We start from the raw sequence: 20,512 nt of genomic DNA on the forward strand, positions 1-20,512 counted from the left end.
CGGGAGACCTTGATTGAAACCAAGGTTTTCCGGTGTTCCGGTCCTTTTTTGCGGCAGTTTTTACTCCCGGCGACAGGGAAAGGGAATTTTTCTTAAAATGGAGACCTGAGAAAAATCCGTAGTTATCCCTCCCGGCTTCCGGTCAGGGAGAGAGCGGCTTCCAACGCGTCCAAAGCGGGCTGTGCGGTGTATTGAGGATCAGTCCGCTGGACCACCGCCTCCACAAAGGCGTGCATCACGCCGGAGCCATGGGGCCAAAGGCTTTTGGGAATGGAAGGCTGGGTGAAAACGCTGCCGTCAGCATAGCGGATTTCCAGCGCCGTGTCTGGGTTGGGGTACAGATGGAGCACACCCTTTTGGCAGTAAAGGGTGATGGGGGAGCGCCAACCCTCCTGACAGCACCAGGACGCCCCCAGTGTGCCGATGATGCCGGAAGGGGTGCGGAAAAGCCCCAGACAGGTATCCTCCACCTCAATAGGCGCACCCAGAGAGGTCTTTTTATCCAAAGCCGCCGCCAGATGGGAAACAGGCGTCAGCGGTTCCTCCAACAGCCATGAGATGGCATGGGCGCCGTGGACCGCCAGATCCAGACTGGCGCCCCCTCCCGCTTTTTCTTTCTGAAAGAACCAAAGCTTTTCCGGAAAAGGCTGATCCTGGCCCTCCGGCCCCTCACAGGCGATAAGCCCCTGGAAGAACAGCACCCGTCCCAGACTGCCATCGGTCAGATACTTTTTGGCGAGGGAAAAGGCCGGTTCCAGCACCAGATTGTGAGCAATCATCAGCACCTGCCCGGTCTCCTTGGCGGTACGCAGCATTTCCCGCCCTTCCTCCATGGAAATAGCCATGGGCTTTTCGCACAGCACATCCTTTCCCGCTTTCATGGCGGCGATGCTTTGGGAAGCGTGAAAGGTGTTGGGGGAGGTGATGACCACAGCGTCCACCGCAGGATCCTGGAGCATATGGTCAAAAGAAGAGTAAGAGACAGCCGTGGGGGGCAATTCATCCCCGCACTTCAGGGGGCTTGGAACATAGTATCCCTGAAAAGCGGCATCCTTTTCTGCCAGCAGTTCCGGCAGATGGCGGCCACGGGCGATGGAACCCATGCCGCAGAAGGCAATACGAATCATCACACATCCTCCTTTGAGGGATCGGCATTGGGGGCGGCGGAACGGAACTCCGATGGAGCCAGGCCGGTGGTGTTGCGGAAAATCCGGGAGAAATAATGGGGATCGTCATATCCCACCAGCTGTGCCACCTCATGCAGCGGGATATCCGGTTGGGAGCGGATCAGTTCCTTGGCCCGTTCCACCCGGATGTTCAGCAGATATTTCATCGGCGTCATGCCGTACTGCTTTTTGAACAATGTGCTCAGATAGGTGGGGGAGATGCCGAAGGAGCAGGCGAGATTTTGCAGCTCCACCGGTTCCCGGTAGTGTTCCAGCAGATAGCGGGAGATTTGCTGGACGGCCTGATCCACCGAGGAGCTGGCAGGGGCCAGACAGTCGCAGGAAATGAGGAAGTGCCGCAGCCGGCGCACAAATTCTTCCCGCAGGGCTTCCGGCGGACAGGACAGCAGCAGTTCCCGCAGCATCAGGTCCAAATTTTGAATCCTGTCATCAGACAAGCCGAACAGATAGGTTTTCAGTGACAGCAGCACCGAATCCATCAGTCCGCAGGCGGCTTGCTGTGTGCAGTTCTGGGGAAGCTGCTGATGCATAATGGCAGAAAGAGTTCTGGAAAAACGGGATACATCCCCCTGGTCCAAAGCGTCAAAAAGATTCTTTTCATCCCCTTTGGTAAGCACTGGGGAGGAGAGCCGGGACAAGGGCAGGGAAGCATCCAGAAATTGTCCCCGCTGTGGGATCACGGCGGCTTCCATCCACCGGCGGCAGCTGTTGACCGCTTCTCCCAAGTGTGTGGAAGGTGCGCACAAATATCCTGCAATTGTCACTTGCTGGCGCAGCGCATTTTCTCCCAGCAGTTGAGCGGCATTTTCCGGAATGAAGGGATTCTCTCCGGCGAAGGCCAACACATATAGCATCTGGTTAGGGGCTCCGCAGCCCAAACACCAATGATCGTCAGCTTGGGTTGTTATCGCGCCGGGCAGAAGACAGCGTTCCTTTTCTATGGAATGTATCAGCTGATAAGGAAAAGAAGAATTGTAGAAAAAGCCCTGATTGAACAGAAAAACATGATAGTACTTCAGTTCCTCCGGCAGCGGGCAGGAAGAAGTATGGTGGGCGATACATTCTTTCAAATACCGTTCCACTGCCTGATGAGAGGACTGAATCAGAGAGAGGATCATTTTGCACAGCACAGCTTTCAGATCCTCGGGATTCAAAGGCTTGAGCAGATAGTCGGTCAACTGATATTGAAGGGCCTTGCGCACATAGTCAAAATCCTGATACCCGCTGAGCATGGCTATGCGGATCTGGGGATATTGCAGGCGCACCTTTTCCACCAGCGCAAAACCATCCATCACCGGCATACGAACATCGGAAAGAATGATGTGGGGGTTCGTTTTTTCAATCAGTTCCAAAGCTTCCACACCGTTGGCAGCTTTTCCCACCACAGCGATGTTTTTGATTCCGCTTTGTTGGATACACCGCTCAATGCGGCGCATGGACGGAGGCTCATCCTCCACAATGATAATCCGATAGATCATAACACTTCCTCCTGAGGTGCGGGATTGCTTTCCGCCGGCAAAATGATTGTCACAACAGACCCCCGGGGCAGGCGGTTTGCAAGCTCCATGCGGATTCTGCCCCTGTATCTCAAGTATAAACGGGAATAGGTGTTGAGCAGGCCGACATTATCAGGACGTGATTCTTTCAATTGAGCCAGCATCTGCCCATCTGCTGAAAAGGTGGAAATACGCCGGCGCAGCTGTTCCAGTATTTGCGGGGAGAAACCGCAGCCGTTGTCCATGACCCGTATGGTGATCCACTGGCTGGCGATACTGATTTCCACGAGAATTTCCCAGGGAGGACAGACAGCGCACAGCCCATGTTTGTAGCAATTTTCCACCAACGGCTGCAAAATCAGCCTTGGCACCATAACAGAAGCGGGATTTCCCGAGACCTCAATGGAAAAGGAGAGATTGCTTTCATACCGGGTCTGCATCAGTACCAGATATTTTTGTGTATGGTCTATTTCCTGTTCCAGAGTGACCAGGGGATTGTCGTAATCCACCACATACCGCAGCATATCCACCAGATAGCGGCAGCTTTGCTCGATTTCCGGCTGTTCCTTTTCATCAGCCAGGGCGGCAATGGTGTTGAGGGTATTGTACAGAAAATGGGGATTCATCTGTGACTGCAGGGCAAGAAGTCTGGCCTTTGTTTCTTCTTCCTGCATTTGGGTACGCTGCTGAATGGACAGGTCGATTCTGGCCAGCATTCCCTCAAAGGCCTGCTGCAGCAGTTGGATTTCATCATCATTATTTTCCAGTTCCAGGGACAGATCCAGCCGGTCCGCGTCAGTAGCCTCGATGGATTGCCGCAGTTTGCGCAAAGGTGTGGTCAGGTTTTGGGAAATGATGGTCACCGCTGTCAGGGACAGCACCAAAATTACGACCAGCGCGTAAAGGATGAACTGGAACAGCAGGGCGGTACTGTGATAAATTTCTTCCTGGGGCCACAGAACAGTGGTTTTCCATCCGCTGTATTCTGATGTTGTGGAGGAGTAAAAATAGGTGGTGCCGCCAAGAAACAGATTACCCTGAGGCTGGCTGAGAGATTGGACCTTTTCAATCACAGCCTGGACCTCCTCACTTTCCAGCGGATAGATGACAGCCCCTTTTTCATCTGTAACGACAGTATATCTGGCGTCTCCCACAGGAGCACAGATATCCTCAATATTGGAAAAATTCTGCTGCACTTCCAATGTTCCCAGGTATTGTCCTGTACTGGTCATCACTGCCCGGGCCACGGAAAAAACCAGATCCTCCTGCCTGGACCACTCATTTTGGCGGGGAGGAAGGATGACCCTGGCTCCAGCCTGCTGCCGTACCGGTTCCTGCCAGGGGATGTTCTCTAAAACCTCTCCGATCCGCGGCTGATCCAGGCCATCGATGCTCCAACCGAAGAAATAGCCTTTTTCAGGCTGAAAGACGGATACCATGGGGGAAATAAATACGGGTGTGTTCAGTGTGAAGATCAGCCTGTCCACCAGGTTTTGAAATTCATATTCCTCCAGTGAAAGTGAAGAGTGGTGAGCGGGGCGGTTGTTCAGAGAGGTGAGAGCGTCCGTAAAATCCTTGTTTCCCAGCATGCCCAGAGCAATACGGTCCAGATTGGCAATTTCACTGTCAAGCTGGTTGCTGACGCTGTTTGCCACCTCCACAATGTTCTCCTTCATGCTGCCCCGAACCGACTGCTGCACATAGAAGTAAAAAAACAGGGTAATGACAAAAAAGGAAACCAATATAATGGCGGCGTAGGAGAAAATCAGTTTTGTGCGGAGATTATTTTTCCTGAGCATGGCTTCACCTTCCGGAGACAAAAAAGATAGTAATATTATAACATTTACGGGAGACGGATGAAATAGAAAGATAAAAAATAGAAAAAATAGCAGCGATTATCACAAAAAATAAAATAGCCAGATATTTATTATGTACAACATTCTAAAAATATCTACTTTTTTTCGAAAAACAGTCCATTTGCTTCTGAGAAAGCTTCCTTTATAATGATGCCATTGGGAAAAGCCCCAATAGACTGGAAAGGAGAAGAGGTTATTGCTTATGAAACGGAACATGAAGAGGCTTCTTGCGCTGACACTATCTATGATGCTGATGATTCTTTCCGCTTCCTGCGGGGCGTCTGACGCCCAGAGCGGACAGAGCGGCAGCGACAGCTCCGCGGAGGAGGCGAAGAAAGACGTATCCATTTCCATTATGATCAACCAGACCTGGAACAAGCCTTCCATGGAAGCTCTGGCGGAGGAGTATGAGGCTCAGAACCCTGGCGTGACCATCGATTATCAGGTCATCCCTGACAACGAGTTCAGTCAGCTGCTTAAATCCAAGATCGCCTCCAAGGAAGTGCCCGAGATTGTGATGGACAACTATCAGTCCCTGGCCAAATCCGTCAGCATGGCGGATACCTTTGTGGACATGAAGGATCGTGAGTGGTATCCCAAGCTCATCAACAAGGATCAGATCCTCATTGACGGCGGCGCTTATGTTCTGCCCATCAACGGTTCCGGCGATCCCTTCGGTATGATCTATAACACCGATGTTTACGAGCAATACGGCATTGAGATCCCCACCACCTATGAGGAATTCCTTGCCGCCTGCGAAACACTTAAATCCAACGGTGTCACCCCCATTGTACTTACTGGTAAGGATGACTGGACCATCGGTATGTGGACTGTTACCATGTTCCCCAACGTCATGTACGGTGTGGAGAATGGATGGGATGACCTGAACACCGGCAAGATGAAATTCTCTGAGGTACAGGGCTTCAAGGATGCTCTGGATGTCCTCAATGAGCTGGTTGCCAAGGGCTATGTCAATGATGACTTCCTGGCCTGCACCTACGATATGGGTCAGCAGATGATTTCCGAGGGACAGGCTGCCATGACCCTCCAGGGTTCCTGGTTTATCAATGAGTGCACCAGCAAATATCCCGACGCTAAATTCAGCATGTATCCCTTCCCCTTCAAAGAAGATCCTAAATTCGCCTCCGGTCAGTATTCCGGTTTCCATGTATTCAAGGATTCCAAGAATGTGGAAGAGGCCCTGAAGTTCATCGACTTTGTGGCTCAGCCTGAGAACATGACCAAGATCTGTGCGGACTGGAACTATATTCCTCCCTTTACCGAGTGCACCAACGAGCTGCCCTACTGGATCGAGGAATATATGACCAACTACATGGAAAAGGGCGAGATGCCTATTGAAGAGATGGCCATCACCTGTGCGGTGGAATGCGGCTATCTGACCACCCTGACCATTGATATGCTCGCTGGCGGGCAGACATCGGAGGAAGTGCTGCAGAACTGGGATGCGAAATTCGCAGAGCTGGCAACCTCCCGTAAACTTCCCGGTTGGGAATAAACAGCGATTGGCCATGGGATTTTCGGGACGCCCGGCACCGTTGTCGGGCGTCCTTGTTGTGTAAAGAAAACCACGCGATAGTCGCGTGGTTCAAAAGAGCTTAAGCGGTGAAAAAGATAAAAAAACTCCTAATGTGTTAAAGTAAAAACGTGACCTGCCAGTTACGCTGAAAAACACATTAGGAGGACATTAAAATGCCAGAGCAAAATAACGTCACAAACAGTCTAGCACATACGAAAGTACAGTTTACAAGGGACTACACAGGGTAACGGTCTGACGGGAGGATTACCGCCCGTCAGATTTTCCATGTAATGTTCAAGCTGTCGCTTGTGGCGGCAACGGTGGTAATCATCAAATCCACCACCCGCCGCTTGTCGTCAAAGGATACATCGTCCCATGTGTCGAGGTAGCCGGAAATCTGGTTGACCTGTCCCGGGCTGATGGTTTCCACCGTCAGCTCGGCTATCTGCTTCACAAGTTCCTGCTTGCGCCCGTCCAGTTCCGCTATCTTCACATTCACATAGGAGAGCAGGACATTGTTCGCGCCCGTCAGACTGTCCACCAGCTTTTCAATCTCGCTGTCCACATGGAGAAGCTCTACTTGCAGGGCGGCGATTTTGGGATTGGCCTTTGCCGCTTTCTTCCTGCCCGTCAGCGTCTTGTGCTTTTCCAGCTTCTTCACCATCTGCTGGTAAACCACCGCTTCCAGTTCGGAAGTGATGATTTTCCCACAGCCCGGACAGCTTTTATTGTCCAGCCGTTTCGTACAGCGGAGATATTGCCTGCCGGACGGATTGAAGATACTCATAAGCGCATATCCGCAGTTCCCGCACTTGATTTTCCCCGCCAGCCATGTGTGGGTGGCTTTTCGGGCGGACTGGATTTTCATGTTGTTCATCAGCTTCTTGCGGCAAGCCAGCCATATATCCGCCGGAACAATGCCCTCATGGGGAGCCAGCACCAGCATTTGGTCTTTCAAGTCGTTTTTCTTGCTGGGCTTCACATCCCGCCCCTGATACAGATAACAGCCGTTTGTCCCCGTAAAGTCGGCGGCGTCATTGACGATAACCGTACCCTGGCTTTTGAAAAATTCGTACACATCCAAGTCCGCCTGCACATAGACGGGATTGCGTAACATCTGCGCCAGTGTGGGGCGTATCAGTTCCTTGCCGTAGAACAAAATCCCCTGTTCGGCAAAGTACCGGGTAATGTCCCCGTAAGAGGTTGTGGGCTGGGCGTACATCTCAAATATCAGCCGGATATTGGCCGCTTCGTCCGGGTTTACCACCAGCTTCTTTGTGTTGATACCGTCCATTTTGATAGGCTCGGTGTGGAAGCCGTAAGGGGCTTTCCCGCCCATCTTGAAGCCCCGCTGACTGCGGGAGTAGTAAGCGTCTGTCACCCGCTTCTGTATCGTTTCCCGTTCAAGCTGGGCGAACACGATACAGATATTCAGCATAGCCCGCCCCATCGGGGTGGAGGTATCAAACTTCTCCGTAGAGGACACAAACTCCACATCGTACTGCTGGAACAGTTCCATCATGTTGGCAAAGTCCAGAATGGAACGGCTGATACGGTCAAGTTTGTAAACAATGACCTTTGCAATCAAGCCCCGCTTAATATCCCGCACCAGTTCCTGAAACTTCGGGCGGTCTGTGTTCTTGCCGCTGTACCCTTTGTCTGTGTATTCCTTACAGTTCCCGCCTTTCAATTCGTATTTGCAAAACTCAATCTGGCTTTCAATGGAAATGCTGTCCTTTTTGTCTACCGATTGCCTTGCATAGATCGCGTCTATCCTGTTATTCATTTTGTCGCTCCTTTTCTTAAAAAGAAACGGAGCTGCTGACAGTTCTATTATACCGCCAGCAGCCCCGCAAATCAACGATGGCTTCGGGATTTATGCCCCGGCTTCCTCTTTCTGCCGCTTATCGGCATATTTGCGGAACACCTCATAAAGCTGCTGCTCCAGTTCCCGGCGTTTGGTCGCTTCCTGCTCCGGCGTGAACACCGGGGAGAGGTTTTCCAGCGTGATTTCCTTTCCCTGAAAAGTCACGACTTCTGTTTCCTTTTTGTATCTGATATTGTTACTTATAAAATCACCTTTCCTTTCCATACTGCCGCTGCTGCCGTTTCAGTTCCGCCAGTATATCCGGCGGGATACGGTCAACCAGCCTTTGCATATCGTGCAGTTCGCTTTCCAGCTTTGCCCGCTCCATGCGGTCTTTGATTTTGCCGCTCTCGCTGGCTCTGGCTCGTGCTTCCAGCTTCTCATTTTCTGCCAGCAGGTCATTGATTGTGACCTTGTACTTTTTCAACTGCCCGGAGAAATTCTCCATCTGCGGGAACCACTTTTTCAGCATGGAGAGGGCTTCCTCTTTTTTCTTTCCGGCGTTCAGCGGGTTAATGCCGTCCAGTGTGGCTTCAATGGCTCTTGCCTGCCGGGAGAGGGAAACCGCCTGTTTGAAAAGCCGGGTGGGGATATGCTTCCGGCCTGTCTTGCTGGCGCTTTCCCCACGCTCCAAGTCGGGATATTTCTCCACCATGTAGGCGTGAAAATCATCCTGCCACTTCGTCAGGTTTGCCCGGTTGCCGATAATCTCCTTAGCGCACAGGCGGTTGTCCTTTGTCAGCGGAACAAAGGTCAAATGCAGGTGGGGCGTTTTCTCGTCCATGTGTACCACCGCCGACACGATATTTTCCCGCCCTACCCGGTGGGTGAGGAAATCCGCCGCCCTCTGGAAAAACGCCTGTATCTCCTTTGGGGATTTCCCCTTGAAAAACTCCGGGCTGGCGGTTATCAGCGTATCGACAAACCGTGTGCTGTCCTTGCGGGTTCGGCACCCGGCCTGCTCAATCCGGCTCTGAATGAAGTGGTAATAGCGTCCCTCCGGCTTGACGATATGGAAGTTGTATTTGCTCCGGCTGGTGTCAATATCAGGGTTGCTGGCGTATTGGTCTTTCTGCCGTTCGTGATGGGCTTCCAGCGGCCTTGCCGGGTTGCCCTTGTGCTTCTCAAAACGCAAAATTGCGTGCTGTGCCATTCTGCTCCTTTCCCCATTCCTTTCCTATCCGGGGTTTTCCACAGGGAAAATCCCGCAGAAAATAGCTCGGATAGGATTGGAATGGATAGAATATAAATCAATCTTTTTAATCTTTGTATTTCTATATACCGTCCGGTTTTCGTACTTCTCAGGAGTGATTTCCGTACTTCATGGGTACGGTTTTCAGCCCTCCGGCGTACCAGAACGGGATTTCTTGAAGTCGGTGTTCGGAACCGCTTCATAGGATTTTGGGAAAATGCGGTTGGGTTTTCCACAGCCCTGCTTCTGGATCTCCACCAGTCCGGCATATTGCAGTTCCCGCATGGTATTTACCGCTTTCTGCCGCCCACAGCGGAGCAGGTCAACTACCTCGCAGATGGGATAGTACAGGTAAATCCGCCCGTACTCGTCCGCCCACCCATTCTTGCGGGATAACTCTGTCCGGCGCAGGATAAAGGCGTACAACACCTTTGCCTCGTTGGACAGGGGCTTGAATGTAGGGGCTTCAAAGAGAAAATTCGGGAGCCGGGTGAAGCTGAACGCCTGTTCCGGCTGGTGAATGTAAATCGTGTTTGTCATATCGTGTTTTGTGGACGGTTAGAAGCCCGTTTTCCGGGGCGGGCGATACTTTATACCACCTGCCCCGGTTTGGGGCCTGCGAAGCCTTATAAATCAAGGCTTTTCCGCTCCTAACTGTCCACAGAAGACCTCCTTTTCCGTTCACTTTCTGTTTTCTGCCGCCTGTGAACTCTGGCGGCGCAGTCCGGGCAGTATTTAGCCCGGTTGGATTTGGGGACGAACACGCCGCCGCAAACCGCACAGCGTTTCATGTCCTTATCCCGGAAAATCTCCGCTTTCAGCGTCCCGTCCAGCGGCAAGACCGCCCAGCGGAACCACTTACAGCAGACCGAGAAAGAAACCGTCTGCGGGCAGGTGCAGGCGTCCCCATCGTCAAGGACAATGCAGTTGCCGTCCTCACAGCAACAGCACTCCCGGCGTATCAGGCTGGCCGCCTGTTTCTTCTGCGCCGGTGTCATGCGGTAAAGGGAACCGTCCGGCCTGCGTTCCAGCGGCGGCAAGTCTTTATAGGGGTTATCTCTCATGCGTTCCCTCCATTTTGCTTTCCATTGCCGTTCTCCCCGAAAAGGTTTCCTGCCTCGTCGTCGCAAGCTGCGTATCGCTCGTTTCGCCGCAAGCGGCAAAACTCACTCGCTCCGCTGCTCCTCCTCTCCCCACAAAGCCATGCGGCTTTGCGGGGGCCCCGACAATAGCGGCGTATTCCGGCGTTGGCACGCTCCCCGCAGCTTCGGGACGTTTTGTCCCGAAGTGACCTCTGGACAAAGTGTCCAAAAGTCCGGCTCCTGGCGGTGCTTCCCCAGCCGTGGTATTCTCTTTTCGGACGGTCATTCTGTTTTCAAGGTGCTGTCCATCGATGAACTACCCTAAGTCTACACGAAAAAAATGCAAATCCCGGCTTTTTGCGAGAATTGCATTTTGATGAAGTTTACACTTTGGAAATTGCATTTTTGCAATTATCTTGTATAATGGAAGTATGCGGAGGAGGTGCGTGTCTATGGCTTTACCCGGAACACCCGGACAGCGGATTTCCGATTTATGCAACGGGAACCACATCACACAAAAGGAACTTGCGGAGAAGATAGGCGTTTCCGCTTCCCAATTGAGCCGCATTGTCAGCGGCGAAACAAGAACGGTAAGCAGTGATATTCTCATAGGTGTGGCAAAGGAATTTAAGGTATCGACAGACTACATACTGGGCTTGTCTACCGTGAGCGTCCGTAAAAGTTACGATATTTCTGAATTAGGCTTGTCAGAGGGGGCCGTGAGGGGGCTTGTGACGGGTGCTGTTGATGTGCAAATCCTCAACCGTCTGTTGGAACACAGGAATTTTCCCAAGCTGATAGATTTGATACGGATTTATTTTCAGGATACGGCGGCAAAGGGCATAACAGCAAGAAACCAGCTTATCGAGATGGCAACGGCTTCCCTGTCCGACCTGATGAAAGAACACCCGGAACACCGGGCAGAAGCGAAGCAGGATTTACAGCTTTTGAACGCCCAAAAGATGGGGGAACATGAAGCGGAGATTGAAAAAATCAAAAATGTGTTCCTGGCTATCCTGCGGGACATTAAGAAAGACATAGACAACGGGGAACAGCCGGGAGAAGCTGTGACCGCCGCTATGTTCCAAGCCATGCGGGACGCACTGGCGGAACAGAAACAAAAACCGCTTTCCATTGACGATGTAACGGCGATGATAGCCGGACAGATTGGACAGCTTGCGCCGATGGACGAGGAAACCGCCGACCTGTTTCAGCGGTTAGTAAAGAAAATGATTGAACAGGCAGAGAAATAAATGTAGGAGAATATTAGAAAATGGGAAAAAGCAACTCGTACTATATGCAGCTTCATGTAGAAGCACTGTTTACAATGAATGAAAAGAACGAACTTATGACTATAAGGGAACCATGGGACTCCACTTCACAGCCGGCTCCCCGCTTCTATTTGACAAGACCACTTTACGAAAAACCACATACTTATTTTCGTGCTGACGTACCGAAAGAATTATGATATAATGAGTTATCAACAAATCAAAATTTGTGGAGGTAAAATATAGATGAATCAAGGAAGAATTATTGTGATTACAGGCTCACCGGGGACAGGAAAAACAACAACTGCGTCAATTGTCGCAAAGGAATCAGATATGGATAAATCAGTGCATATGCACACCGATGACTTTTTTCATTACTTAAGCAAAGGCGCAATACCACCACATTTGCCAGAATCCAACGAGCAAAATCTGGTTGTCATTGAAGCCTTTTTAGAAGCTGCAAAGCGATATGCTCGTGGCGGATATGATGTAATTGTAGATGGGATTGTCGGGCCATGGTTTTTGGAGCCATGGAAAGCTCTTGTTCGGGAACATTATGAGGTGCATTATATTATTTTAAGGGCAAGTAAGGAAGAAACCTTAAAGCGGGCTGTTGAACGCTCAAAGTTAGACCGAAAAACAAATATCGAATTGGTAGAAACAATGTGGGAGCAATTTTGCAATCTGGGAATATATGAATCGAATGTTGTAGATACGACCAATTATTCCATTCAAGAAACTGTTTCCGCAGTACAAGAAAAAATCGCAAGTAGGGCAGCATTGTTGTCTTAGATTGTTTTGGTGCAATTCCCATTTATCGAGCAGATGAAGTTGGGGAGCCGCCTGGAGGCGGCGGTGCCGAAGGATAAAATAGGAGATGTTAAGGTTATGAATAATGAATACGATAATGAGAAGTTTTTTGAAGAATATGCAAAGATGTCCCGCAGTAAAGAGGGGTTAAAAGCTGCTGGTGAATGGCATCAATTAAAACCTTTGTTTCCTTCGTTAGAAGGAAAATCTGTTCTTGACTTGGGGTGCGGATATGGCTGGCACTGCAAGTTCGCAGAAGAACAAGGAGCTACAAAAATATTAGGGATCGATTTAAGTAAGAAAATGATTGAGGAAGCCCAAAAGCGCAATTCAGGAAATCAAATTGAATATCGTATTAGCGGATTAGAGGAATATGACTATCCAGAAAATGAATGGGATTGTGTTATATCTAATTTAGCTCTGCACTATATAGAGGACATAGTGGAAATATTTCAAAAAGTGTATAGGACATTAAAACCAGGTGGAATTTTTCTTTTTAATATCGAACACCCTGTTTTTACCGCAGGAGTTGGGCAGGATTGGATTTATACAGATGATGGGAAACCGCAATATTGGGCGATTGATAATTACTTTATAACAGGAGAACGAAATACACATTTTTTAGGATGTGATGTAGTAAAACAACATCACACACTTACACAGATTATAATGGGATTGCTGAACAATGGGTTTGAGCTTAAAGTTGTAGAGGAAGCAGACTTTTTAGAAGAATTTGATCCACGCTATAACGAAGAAGGTGTATCAGAACTTGATGAACAATTTGAGCGGTTGCCAGACGGACACGAAGCAAAACGCAGTTACTATTTAGGCTTCCGACAAGCACAAAGTGAAGCAAGACCAAACATTGTTATTAGTCTATTGAAGTTAAATTAGATGCTAAAAATTTGTAATTAAGAAGGAGTGATTACATGAACAAAAATATAAAATATTCTCAAAACTTTTTAACGAGTGAAAAAGTACTCAACCAAATAATAAAACAATTGAATTTAAGGCAATACCGCACAGAAAAAAGTGCCAGATACCGCCAAGTGTGATATAATAAACCTATGGATAAACAGATGACGATTTCCGCATTCAGTGACGAATTGGCACAGGTGCGGACGAAGAAAAAGGAATTTCTCAGTCAGATTGAACGGATTGTCCCGTGGAAGGAATGGCTTGCCATGATTCAGCCGTGCTATTACAAAGGAGAGCGCGGCAACAAACCCTATCCGCTGGAGATCATGCTCCGACTGTATCTGCTGCAAAACCTCTATGACCTGAGTGATGAGGCCACAGTGGCAGAAGCCATCGACAGCCGCGCATTTTCGGAGTTCTGCGGTGTCGATTCCAGCAACCAGGTTCCGGACGGGGATACCCTTGGCCGGTTCCGGAACTTGCTGATCAAGAACGGACTGCAGGAAAAGTTGTTCGCTCAGGTGGTAGCTGCGCTCATGGAACGTGGCCTCATTCTGAAAAAGGGCACCATTGTAGATTCCACCATCATTTCCGCCCCCTCTTCTACCAAGAATAAGGAAAAGAAACGGGATCCGGATGCCCATCAGGTCAAGAAGGGCAACACCTGGCACTTTGGGTACAAAGCACATATCGGCGTGGACAAGGACAGCGGACTGGTTCACACAGTGGAAGCCACACCGGCAAATGTCCACGACGTTGCGGAAGTGCCGAAATTGTTGACGGGAGAGGAAGAAACAGTCTATGGAGACAGCGGTTATCTCGGCGCAGGTAAGCGCGAAGATGCCGTAGTCCGAAACAAAGCTGGCCGGAAAATCAAGTACAAGATCAATCGTCGTCCATCGCAGATGAAGAAACTGAGCAAAAGCGGACAGTACGCAGCAAAGAAAGCGGAACGGGCGAAATCTTCCGTCCGGGCAAAAGTAGAGCATGTATTCGGTGTCGTTAAGAAGCAGCTGCGTTTTCGAAAAACACGATACCGAGGGCTTGAAAAGCAGCAAGCCAAATTCAATATCATGTTTGCGTTAGCAAATCTGATTCTGGCTGACAGACCCTGTCTGGCAGCTTGAGTTAGTGCGCCTTTGCGGACAAAAACTTCCGAGGTTATCCACAGTTTTTACTTGGCACCTGTTGTATAATGCGGATTGTGGCATTTATGCGGTATTGCCCTAAAAGAAACCGATACCGTTTACGAAATTGGAACAGGTAAAGGGCATTTAACGACGAAACTGGCTAAAATAAGTAAACAGGTAACGTCTATTGAATTAGACAGTCATCTATTCAACTTATCGTCAGAAAAATTAAAACTGAATACTCGTGTCACTTTAATTCACCAAGATATTCTACAGTTTCAATTCCCTAACAAACAGAGGTATAAAATTGTTGGGAGTATTCCTTACCATTTAAGCACACAAATTATTAAGGCAATACCGCACAGAAAAAAGTGCCAGATACCGCCAAGTGTGATATAATAAACCTATGGATAAACAGATGACGATTTCCGCATTCAGTGACGAATTGGCACAGGTGCGGACGAAGAAAAAGGAATTTCTCAGTCAGATTGAACGGATTGTCCCGTGGAAGGAATGGCTTGCCATGATTCAGCCGTGCTATTACAAAGGAGAGCGCGGCAACAAACCCTATCCGCTGGAGATCATGCTCCGACTGTATCTGCTGCAAAACCTCTATGACCTGAGTGATGAGGCCACAGTGGCAGAAGCCATCGACAGCCGCGCATTTTCGGAGTTCTGCGGTGTCGATTCCAGCAACCAGGTTCCGGACGGGGATACCCTTGGCCGGTTCCGGAACTTGCTGATCAAGAACGGACTGCAGGAAAAGTTGTTCGCTCAGGTGGTAGCTGCGCTCATGGAACGTGGCCTCATTCTGAAAAAGGGCACCATTGTAGATTCCACCATCATTTCCGCCCCCTCTTCTACCAAGAATAAGGAAAAGAAACGGGATCCGGATGCCCATCAGGTCAAGAAGGGCAACACCTGGCACTTTGGGTACAAAGCACATATCGGCGTGGACAAGGACAGCGGACTGGTTCACACAGTGGAAGCCACACCGGCAAATGTCCACGACGTTGCGGAAGTGCCGAAATTGTTGACGGGAGAGGAAGAAACAGTCTATGGAGACAGCGGTTATCTCGGCGCAGGTAAGCGCGAAGATGCCGTAGTCCGAAACAAAGCTGGCCGGAAAATCAAGTACAAGATCAATCGTCGTCCATCGCAGATGAAGAAACTGAGCAAAAGCGGACAGTACGCAGCAAAGAAAGCGGAACGGGCGAAATCTTCCGTCCGGGCAAAAGTAGAGCATGTATTCGGTGTCGTTAAGAAGCAGCTGCGTTTTCGAAAAACACGATACCGAGGGCTTGAAAAGCAGCAAGCCAAATTCAATATCATGTTTGCGTTAGCAAATCTGATTCTGGCTGACAGACCCTGTCTGGCAGCTTGAGTTAGTGCGCCTTTGCGGACAAAAACTTCCGAGGTTATCCACAGTTTTTACTTGGCACCTGTTGTATAATGCGGATTGTGGCATTTATGCGGTATTGCCTTAAAAAAGTGGTTTTTGAAAGCCATGCGTCTGACATCTATCTGATTGTTGAAGAAGGATTCTACAAGCGTACCTTGGATATTCACCGAACACTAGGGTTGCTCTTGCACACTCAAGTCTCGATTCAGCAATTGCTTAAGCTGCCAGCGGAATGCTTTCATCCTAAACCAAAAGTAAACAGTGTCTTAATAAAACTTACCCGCCATACCACAGATGTTCCAGATAAATATTGGAAGCTATATACGTACTTTGTTTCAAAATGGGTCAATCGAGAATATCGTCAACTGTTTACTAAAAATCAGTTTCATCAAGCAATGAAACACGCCAAAGTAAACAATTTAAGTACCGTTACTTATGAGCAAGTATTGTCTATTTTTAATAGTTATCTATTATTTAACGGGAGGAAATAATTCTATGAGTCGCTTTTGTAAATTTGGAAAGTTACACGTTACTAAAGGGAATGTAGATAAATTATTAGGTATACTACTGACAGCTTCCAAGGAGCTAAAGAGGTCCCTAGCGCCTACGGGGAATTTGTATCGATAAGGGGTACAAATTCCCACTAAGCGCTCGGGACCCCTTGTAGGAAAATGTCCTAAGTGTGGCAACAATATTGTATTAAAAAAATCGTTTTATGGTTGTTCAAATTATCCTGAATGTACCTTCACTTTAGCTGAACATTTTAGAAAGAAAAAACTCACCAAAACAAATGTAAAAGAATTACTAGAGGGAAAAGAAACCCTGGTAAAAGGAATCAAAACGAAAGATAGAAAGTCCTACAATGCCGTTGTAAAAATCGGAGAAAAGGGATATATTGATTTTATCTATGTATGAGAACGTATTTTTTGAAATGCTTGAGCGAATCATTCAATTAGAAAACGAAAAAGAATAGAATCACAAATCACAAGTGATTAATCACAAATCACTTGTGATTTGTGATTGTTGATGATAAAATAAGAGTAAGAAGAAATAGAAAGAAGTGAGTGGTTGTGGGAAATTTAGGCGCACAAAAAGCAAAACGAAATGATACACCAATCAGTGCAAAAAAAGATATTATGGGGGATAAGACGGTTCGTGTTCGTGCTGACTTGCACCATATTATAAAAATCGAAACAGCAAAGAATGGCGGAAACGTAAAAGAAGTTATGGATAAAGCCTTAGAAGAATATATTCGGAAATATTTACCTGACAAACTTTAAAAGGAGTGAAAATGAAATGGCAGTTACTTATGAAAAAACATTTGAAATAGAGATCATTAACGAATTATCGGCAAGCGTTTATAATCGAGTATTAAACTATGTTTTGAATCATGAATTAAATAAAAATGACTCTCAATTATTGGAAGTCAATTTATTAAACCAATTAAAGCTTGCAAAACGTGTAAATCTTTTTGATTATTCTTTAGAAGAATTACAAGCCGTTCATGAGTATTGGCGGTCAATGAATCGCTATTCAAAACAAGTTTTGAATAAAGAGAAAGTGGCTTAATATGGCAAATATAGTCAATTTTACTGACAAACAATTTGAAAATCGCTTAAATGATAATTTAGAAGAATTGGTTCAAGGAAAAAAAGCGGTTGAATCGCCAACCGCTTTTTTACTTGGTGGGCAACCAGGGTCAGGGAAAACGAGTTTGCGATCAGCAATTCTTGAAGAAACACAAGGGAATGTTATTGTCATTGATAAAGAGGGGTTAAAAGCTGCTGGTGAATGGCATCAATTAAAACCTTTGTTTCCTTCGTTAGAAGGAAAATCTGTTCTTGACTTGGGGTGCGGATATGGCTGGCACTGCAAGTTCGCAGAAGAACAAGGAGCTACAAAAATATTAGGGATCGATTTAAGTAAGAAAATGATTGAGGAAGCCCAAAAGCGCAATTCAGGAAATCAAATTGAATATCGTATTAGCGGATTAGAGGAATATGACTATCCAGAAAATGAATGGGATTGTGTTATATCTAATTTAGCTCTGCACTATATAGAGGACATAGTGGAAATATTTCAAAAAGTGTATAGGACATTAAAACCAGGTGGAATTTTTCTTTTTAATATCGAACACCCTGTTTTTACCGCAGGAGTTGGGCAGGATTGGATTTATACAGATGATGGGAAACCGCAATATTGGGCGATTGATAATTACTTTATAACAGGAGAACGAAATACACATTTTTTAGGATGTGATGTAGTAAAACAACATCACACACTTACACAGATTATAATGGGATTGCTGAACAATGGGTTTGAGCTTAAAGTTGTAGAGGAAGCAGAACCGCCTAAAGAGATGATGGATATTCCGGGTATGGAAGATGAACTTCGCCGCCCGATGATGTTACTTGTAAAGGCGATAGCGAAAAAATAATATCTCTATTAGGAAAACTGATATACCCCAATTTAGAGAATGGCATAGTAATTCCTAGTGATAAAGAGAAAATGATTGCACTGGCAAATAAATACATTGAAAAAGAAAATGTAGATGCACTCATTCTCGCCTGTACGGAGCTGCCACTTGCCATAAAGCCCGAAGATGTTAATGTGCCAATCGTGAATACAACCCAAGTACATATCAATGCAATTTACCAATATGCAATTCGATAAAAATAGCAAAGCCAGCCGAGCCAGTCAACGGTCAAGATGAACGGCGCATTTCATGCGCCGCCGTTGACAGCCCCGCCCGTCTTTGCTAAAGGGTAATCAAGGCGGGAAAGCCCTAAAATGGCTTCACACCTATTTCAATAATTGGAGGAGATAAAAATGAGATCAGAAAAGGAAGTTTATGATATTGTTTTGAATTTTGCAAAAACAGACAAACGCATTCGCATGGTTACTTTGGAAGGATCTAGAACAAATACAAATATTCCGCCTGATGATTTTCAGGATTTTGATATTACTTTTTTTGTTACGGATATGGACAGCTTCACAAGTGATGATAAATGGCTAGATATATTTGGTGAAAGGTTGATTCTGCAAAAGCCGGAAGATATGGAATTATTTCCAGCTGTAGAAAAGGGATTTTCATATTTAATGCTGTTTACTGATGATGTTAAGATAGATTTAACTTTGCTGCCGCTGGAACTGATAGACGAGTATTTTACATGGGATAAACTGGTAAAGTTACTGTTGGATAAAGACAACCGTATCGTAAAGCCGCCAATACCAACGGATATAGACTACCACTTGCAGAAGCCTACTCAAAGAATGTTTGACGATTGCTGTAATGAATTTTGGAATACTACAACATATGTAGTAAAGGGCTTATGCCGCAAAGAAATTCTTTTTGCTATTGACCATATGAATGATATAGTACGAAAAGAATTGCTTCGCATGATTTCCTGGCTGATTGGTATCAAACAGGGATTTCATTTCAGTTTGGGAAAAAACTATAAATTTATGAAGCAATATGTCCCAGAGGAATTGTGGGAACGACTTATGTCCACTTATAATATGGATTCCTATCCCCATATGTGGGAATCCTTTGAACAATGTATGGCATTGTTCCGGGAGGTTTCGTCAGAAGTGGCATGCCAGTTGGATTACCAGTATCCACTATATGATGAAAAAATCAGTAATTATGTGATTCGGCAAAAGAAAAAATATGGCATTGAAGATGATAACAAATAAAATTTTTTCAATCGAAAAAATTTATTTTGATTATTCAATTTTGAAAAACTGAATACCTCAAAATCAGAAAGAGCGCGGACAAGCACTTTGAGGGATTGGCCGCCTTGTCCACCCATCCAGCGGGGCGGCGGGCGGCGGTCAAGGCCGGGTGTAACCCCGTTCATTTCAGCCTTGACGGTTGCCCGCTGTCCTGCTACTTTTCCGGGAGTGTGGCCACAACTTCGGGACACTTTGTCCACAAGTCGGAGCGTAGGACGAGGGACGGGGGCTTTCATATACCTGCCGCCGTTCTCTGAAAACAGGCCGATTTTTTGCTCATTCCCATTCGCAAAAATTCAGCCTGTTTTCCTGCCGGAGCAAACGGGGCGCAAGAAGCACCGCACCCCGTTTCCCCCGTCAGCCACGCCAGCAGGTATAACACACTACACTTTGCAAGCAAAGTCGTGTGCCAAAGGGGGCACCCCTTTGGAAACCCCGGACAACAAAACAGGCGGTATGCTGCCCTCTCCGGGAGCATACCGCCGTTTGTTGTCAGCAGCCCGTTTCACGGTCTGCGTGTAGTTCCTTGTAAACTGACCTAAGTGGAATTGTAAATATCATGTGGTATTTGCGCCAAAGTATAGAAGAAAAGTATTCTATAACGAAAAAAGAGCAGCAATAAGAGATATCATCAGAACACTGTGTCAATGGAAGGGGGTTGAGATTATAGAGGGAGAAGTATGTCCAGATCACATCCATCTGCTTCTAAGTATCCCCCCAAAAATGAGTGTATCGGGATTTATGGGATACCTCAAGGGAAAAAGCAGTTTAATGATATTTCAAAAGTTTGGGAATATGAAGTTTGCATATCGGAACCGTGAATTTTGGTGCAAAGGATATTACGTGGACACAGTAGGAAAGAATACAAAAGCAATAAAAGAGTATATCGAGAACCAATTAAAGATGGATCGAGAAAGTGATCAAATAAGTCTTTACGATCCCAGAGACCCGTTTACGGGTAGCAAGTAATCCTATGCGTGGCTGGCAGGCCAATAAAAAACGCACTTGTGCGTTGCCTGTAGTATTAGGGCT

Annotated in this window: 20 protein-coding genes and 4 pseudogenes; 16 read left to right on the top strand and 8 right to left on the bottom strand. The window is 47.2% G+C overall.

Going from position 1 to position 20,512, the window contains the following annotated elements; translation table 11 throughout:
* Positions 1–122: 122 nt before the first annotated feature.
* The 3 genes from BQ5383_RS13830 to BQ5383_RS13840 are packed head-to-tail and all read right to left on the bottom strand — an operon-like array spanning position 123 to position 4,482.
* Complete coding sequence (locus tag BQ5383_RS13830) at positions 123–1,127, bottom strand: Gfo/Idh/MocA family protein (RefSeq protein WP_071432905.1); 1,005 nt, start codon at positions 1,125–1,127, stop codon at positions 123–125.
* On the bottom strand, positions 1,127–2,665 hold the full coding sequence (locus BQ5383_RS13835; protein ID WP_071432906.1) for a response regulator transcription factor: 1,539 nt from the start codon (positions 2,663–2,665) through the stop codon (positions 1,127–1,129). Before BQ5383_RS13835 ends, BQ5383_RS13830 begins: the two co-directional genes overlap by 1 nt.
* On the bottom strand, positions 2,662–4,482 hold the full coding sequence (locus BQ5383_RS13840) for a cache domain-containing sensor histidine kinase (protein ID WP_071432908.1): 1,821 nt from the start codon (positions 4,480–4,482) through the stop codon (positions 2,662–2,664). The genes BQ5383_RS13835 and BQ5383_RS13840 overlap by 4 nt, the downstream gene beginning before the upstream one ends.
* A 259-nt stretch (positions 4,483–4,741) precedes the next feature.
* Here BQ5383_RS13840 and BQ5383_RS13845 point away from each other — a divergent pair, with 259 nt between their 5' ends.
* Complete coding sequence (locus BQ5383_RS13845) at positions 4,742–6,055, top strand: ABC transporter substrate-binding protein (RefSeq protein WP_139193437.1); 1,314 nt, start codon at positions 4,742–4,744, stop codon at positions 6,053–6,055.
* A gap of 295 nt (positions 6,056–6,350) precedes the next feature.
* Here the strand turns inward: BQ5383_RS13845 and BQ5383_RS13850 are convergent, their stop codons facing one another.
* From BQ5383_RS13850 to BQ5383_RS13870, 5 genes are all read right to left on the bottom strand, one after another.
* On the bottom strand, positions 6,351–7,862 hold the full coding sequence (locus tag BQ5383_RS13850) for a recombinase family protein (protein WP_007215987.1): 1,512 nt from the start codon (positions 7,860–7,862) through the stop codon (positions 6,351–6,353).
* A gap of 90 nt (positions 7,863–7,952) precedes the next feature.
* Entirely contained in the window at positions 7,953–8,168 is a 216-nt protein-coding gene (locus BQ5383_RS13855; protein ID WP_007215986.1) for a hypothetical protein, read from the bottom strand.
* A complete protein-coding gene (gene mobV / locus BQ5383_RS13860; RefSeq protein ID WP_007215985.1) occupies positions 8,152–9,096 on the bottom strand; it encodes a MobV family relaxase in 945 nt (314 codons plus the stop codon). Before mobV ends, BQ5383_RS13855 begins: the two co-directional genes overlap by 17 nt.
* A 183-nt stretch (positions 9,097–9,279) precedes the next feature.
* Positions 9,280–9,675 carry a replication initiator protein A gene (locus tag BQ5383_RS13865; protein ID WP_007215984.1) on the bottom strand — a complete coding sequence of 132 codons (396 nt, stop codon included), beginning with the start codon at positions 9,673–9,675 and terminating at the stop codon, positions 9,280–9,282.
* 110 nt (positions 9,676–9,785) lie between these two features.
* Positions 9,786–10,199 carry a cysteine-rich VLP domain-containing protein gene (locus BQ5383_RS13870; protein WP_071432912.1) on the bottom strand — a complete coding sequence of 138 codons (414 nt, stop codon included), beginning with the start codon at positions 10,197–10,199 and terminating at the stop codon, positions 9,786–9,788.
* Positions 10,200–10,669: 470 nt separating this feature from the next.
* Here BQ5383_RS13870 and BQ5383_RS13880 point away from each other — a divergent pair, with 470 nt between their 5' ends.
* The 15 genes and pseudogenes from BQ5383_RS13880 to tnpA form a co-directional block, all read left to right on the top strand.
* Positions 10,670–11,470: a helix-turn-helix domain-containing protein gene (locus BQ5383_RS13880; RefSeq protein WP_007834095.1), complete on the top strand. Its 801-nt coding sequence runs from the start codon at positions 10,670–10,672 to the stop codon at positions 11,468–11,470.
* Between the two features lie 261 nt (positions 11,471–11,731).
* Positions 11,732–12,277: a P-loop nucleotide/nucleoside kinase family protein gene (locus tag BQ5383_RS13885; protein ID WP_007215980.1), complete on the top strand. Its 546-nt coding sequence runs from the start codon at positions 11,732–11,734 to the stop codon at positions 12,275–12,277.
* A gap of 96 nt (positions 12,278–12,373) precedes the next feature.
* A complete protein-coding gene (locus tag BQ5383_RS13890; protein ID WP_021416142.1) occupies positions 12,374–13,189 on the top strand; it encodes a class I SAM-dependent methyltransferase in 816 nt (271 codons plus the stop codon).
* A 35-nt stretch (positions 13,190–13,224) separates the two neighbouring features.
* Positions 13,225–13,320 (top strand): annotated as a pseudogene (locus BQ5383_RS20835) (rRNA adenine N-6-methyltransferase family protein); the annotation flags it as partial.
* A gap of 54 nt (positions 13,321–13,374) precedes the next feature.
* A complete protein-coding gene (locus BQ5383_RS13895) occupies positions 13,375–14,340 on the top strand; it encodes an IS5-like element ISBian1 family transposase (RefSeq protein ID WP_083389760.1) in 966 nt (321 codons plus the stop codon).
* Between the two features lie 99 nt (positions 14,341–14,439).
* Positions 14,440–14,700: pseudogene (locus BQ5383_RS20195) on the top strand (rRNA adenine N-6-methyltransferase family protein); the annotation flags it as partial.
* Positions 14,701–14,761: 61 nt separating this feature from the next.
* Positions 14,762–15,727, top strand: a complete 966-nt coding sequence (locus tag BQ5383_RS13900; RefSeq protein WP_083389760.1) for an IS5-like element ISBian1 family transposase — start codon at positions 14,762–14,764, stop codon at positions 15,725–15,727.
* 98 nt (positions 15,728–15,825) lie between these two features.
* Positions 15,826–16,236: pseudogene (locus tag BQ5383_RS13905) on the top strand (rRNA adenine N-6-methyltransferase family protein); the annotation flags it as partial.
* Positions 16,237–16,381: 145 nt separating this feature from the next.
* On the top strand, positions 16,382–16,660 hold the full coding sequence (locus tag BQ5383_RS21915; RefSeq protein ID WP_074118312.1) for a topoisomerase C-terminal repeat-containing protein: 279 nt from the start codon (positions 16,382–16,384) through the stop codon (positions 16,658–16,660).
* A gap of 155 nt (positions 16,661–16,815) precedes the next feature.
* On the top strand, positions 16,816–17,025 hold the full coding sequence (locus tag BQ5383_RS13910) for a peptide-binding protein (RefSeq protein ID WP_000527317.1): 210 nt from the start codon (positions 16,816–16,818) through the stop codon (positions 17,023–17,025).
* A gap of 16 nt (positions 17,026–17,041) precedes the next feature.
* Entirely contained in the window at positions 17,042–17,314 is a 273-nt protein-coding gene (locus tag BQ5383_RS13915) for an antitoxin (protein WP_000301765.1), read from the top strand.
* 1 nt (position 17,315) lies between these two features.
* The gene (locus BQ5383_RS13920; RefSeq protein WP_007857419.1) at positions 17,316–18,182 is read left to right on the top strand and encodes a methyltransferase domain-containing protein; all 867 of its coding nucleotides are present in this window, start codon (positions 17,316–17,318) and stop codon (positions 18,180–18,182) included.
* Positions 18,183–18,226: 44 nt separating this feature from the next.
* A complete protein-coding gene (locus BQ5383_RS21925) occupies positions 18,227–18,418 on the top strand; it encodes an aspartate/glutamate racemase family protein (RefSeq protein ID WP_370751961.1) in 192 nt (63 codons plus the stop codon).
* A 156-nt stretch (positions 18,419–18,574) separates the two neighbouring features.
* Positions 18,575–19,441 carry an aminoglycoside 6-adenylyltransferase AadE gene (locus BQ5383_RS13930; protein WP_001255868.1) on the top strand — a complete coding sequence of 289 codons (867 nt, stop codon included), beginning with the start codon at positions 18,575–18,577 and terminating at the stop codon, positions 19,439–19,441.
* 579 nt (positions 19,442–20,020) lie between these two features.
* A pseudogene (gene tnpA, locus BQ5383_RS13935) lies at positions 20,021–20,449 on the top strand (IS200/IS605 family transposase); the annotation flags it as partial.
* Positions 20,450–20,512: the final 63 nt, after the last annotated feature.

The sequence above is a fragment of the Angelakisella massiliensis genome (assembly GCF_900104675.1).
GTDB classification, from domain to species: Bacteria; Bacillota; Clostridia; order Oscillospirales; family Ruminococcaceae; genus Angelakisella; species Angelakisella massiliensis.

Bases quoted from the DNA above. Each gene is read 5' to 3' on its own strand.
- BQ5383_RS13920 (WP_007857419.1), top strand. From the start codon at position 17,316: ATGGCAAATATAGTCAATTTTACTGACAAACAATTTGAAAATCGCTTA.
- BQ5383_RS13835 (WP_071432906.1), bottom strand. From the start codon at position 2,665: ATGATCTATCGGATTATCATTGTGGAGGATGAGCCTCCGTCCATGCGC.
- BQ5383_RS13915 (WP_000301765.1), top strand. From the start codon at position 17,042: ATGGCAGTTACTTATGAAAAAACATTTGAAATAGAGATCATTAACGAA.
- BQ5383_RS13900 (WP_083389760.1), top strand. From the start codon at position 14,762: ATGACGATTTCCGCATTCAGTGACGAATTGGCACAGGTGCGGACGAAG.
- BQ5383_RS13830 (WP_071432905.1), bottom strand. From the start codon at position 1,127: ATGATTCGTATTGCCTTCTGCGGCATGGGTTCCATCGCCCGTGGCCGC.
- BQ5383_RS13865 (WP_007215984.1), bottom strand. From the start codon at position 9,675: ATGACAAACACGATTTACATTCACCAGCCGGAACAGGCGTTCAGCTTC.
- BQ5383_RS13885 (WP_007215980.1), top strand. From the start codon at position 11,732: ATGAATCAAGGAAGAATTATTGTGATTACAGGCTCACCGGGGACAGGA.
- BQ5383_RS13850 (WP_007215987.1), bottom strand. From the start codon at position 7,862: ATGAATAACAGGATAGACGCGATCTATGCAAGGCAATCGGTAGACAAA.
- BQ5383_RS13880 (WP_007834095.1), top strand. From the start codon at position 10,670: ATGGCTTTACCCGGAACACCCGGACAGCGGATTTCCGATTTATGCAAC.
- BQ5383_RS13870 (WP_071432912.1), bottom strand. From the start codon at position 10,199: ATGAGAGATAACCCCTATAAAGACTTGCCGCCGCTGGAACGCAGGCCG.
- BQ5383_RS13840 (WP_071432908.1), bottom strand. From the start codon at position 4,482: ATGCTCAGGAAAAATAATCTCCGCACAAAACTGATTTTCTCCTACGCC.
- BQ5383_RS13845 (WP_139193437.1), top strand. From the start codon at position 4,742: ATGAAACGGAACATGAAGAGGCTTCTTGCGCTGACACTATCTATGATG.
- BQ5383_RS13855 (WP_007215986.1), bottom strand. From the start codon at position 8,168: ATGGAAAGGAAAGGTGATTTTATAAGTAACAATATCAGATACAAAAAG.
- mobV (WP_007215985.1), bottom strand. From the start codon at position 9,096: ATGGCACAGCACGCAATTTTGCGTTTTGAGAAGCACAAGGGCAACCCG.
- BQ5383_RS13895 (WP_083389760.1), top strand. From the start codon at position 13,375: ATGACGATTTCCGCATTCAGTGACGAATTGGCACAGGTGCGGACGAAG.
- BQ5383_RS13930 (WP_001255868.1), top strand. From the start codon at position 18,575: ATGAGATCAGAAAAGGAAGTTTATGATATTGTTTTGAATTTTGCAAAA.
- BQ5383_RS13890 (WP_021416142.1), top strand. From the start codon at position 12,374: ATGAATAATGAATACGATAATGAGAAGTTTTTTGAAGAATATGCAAAG.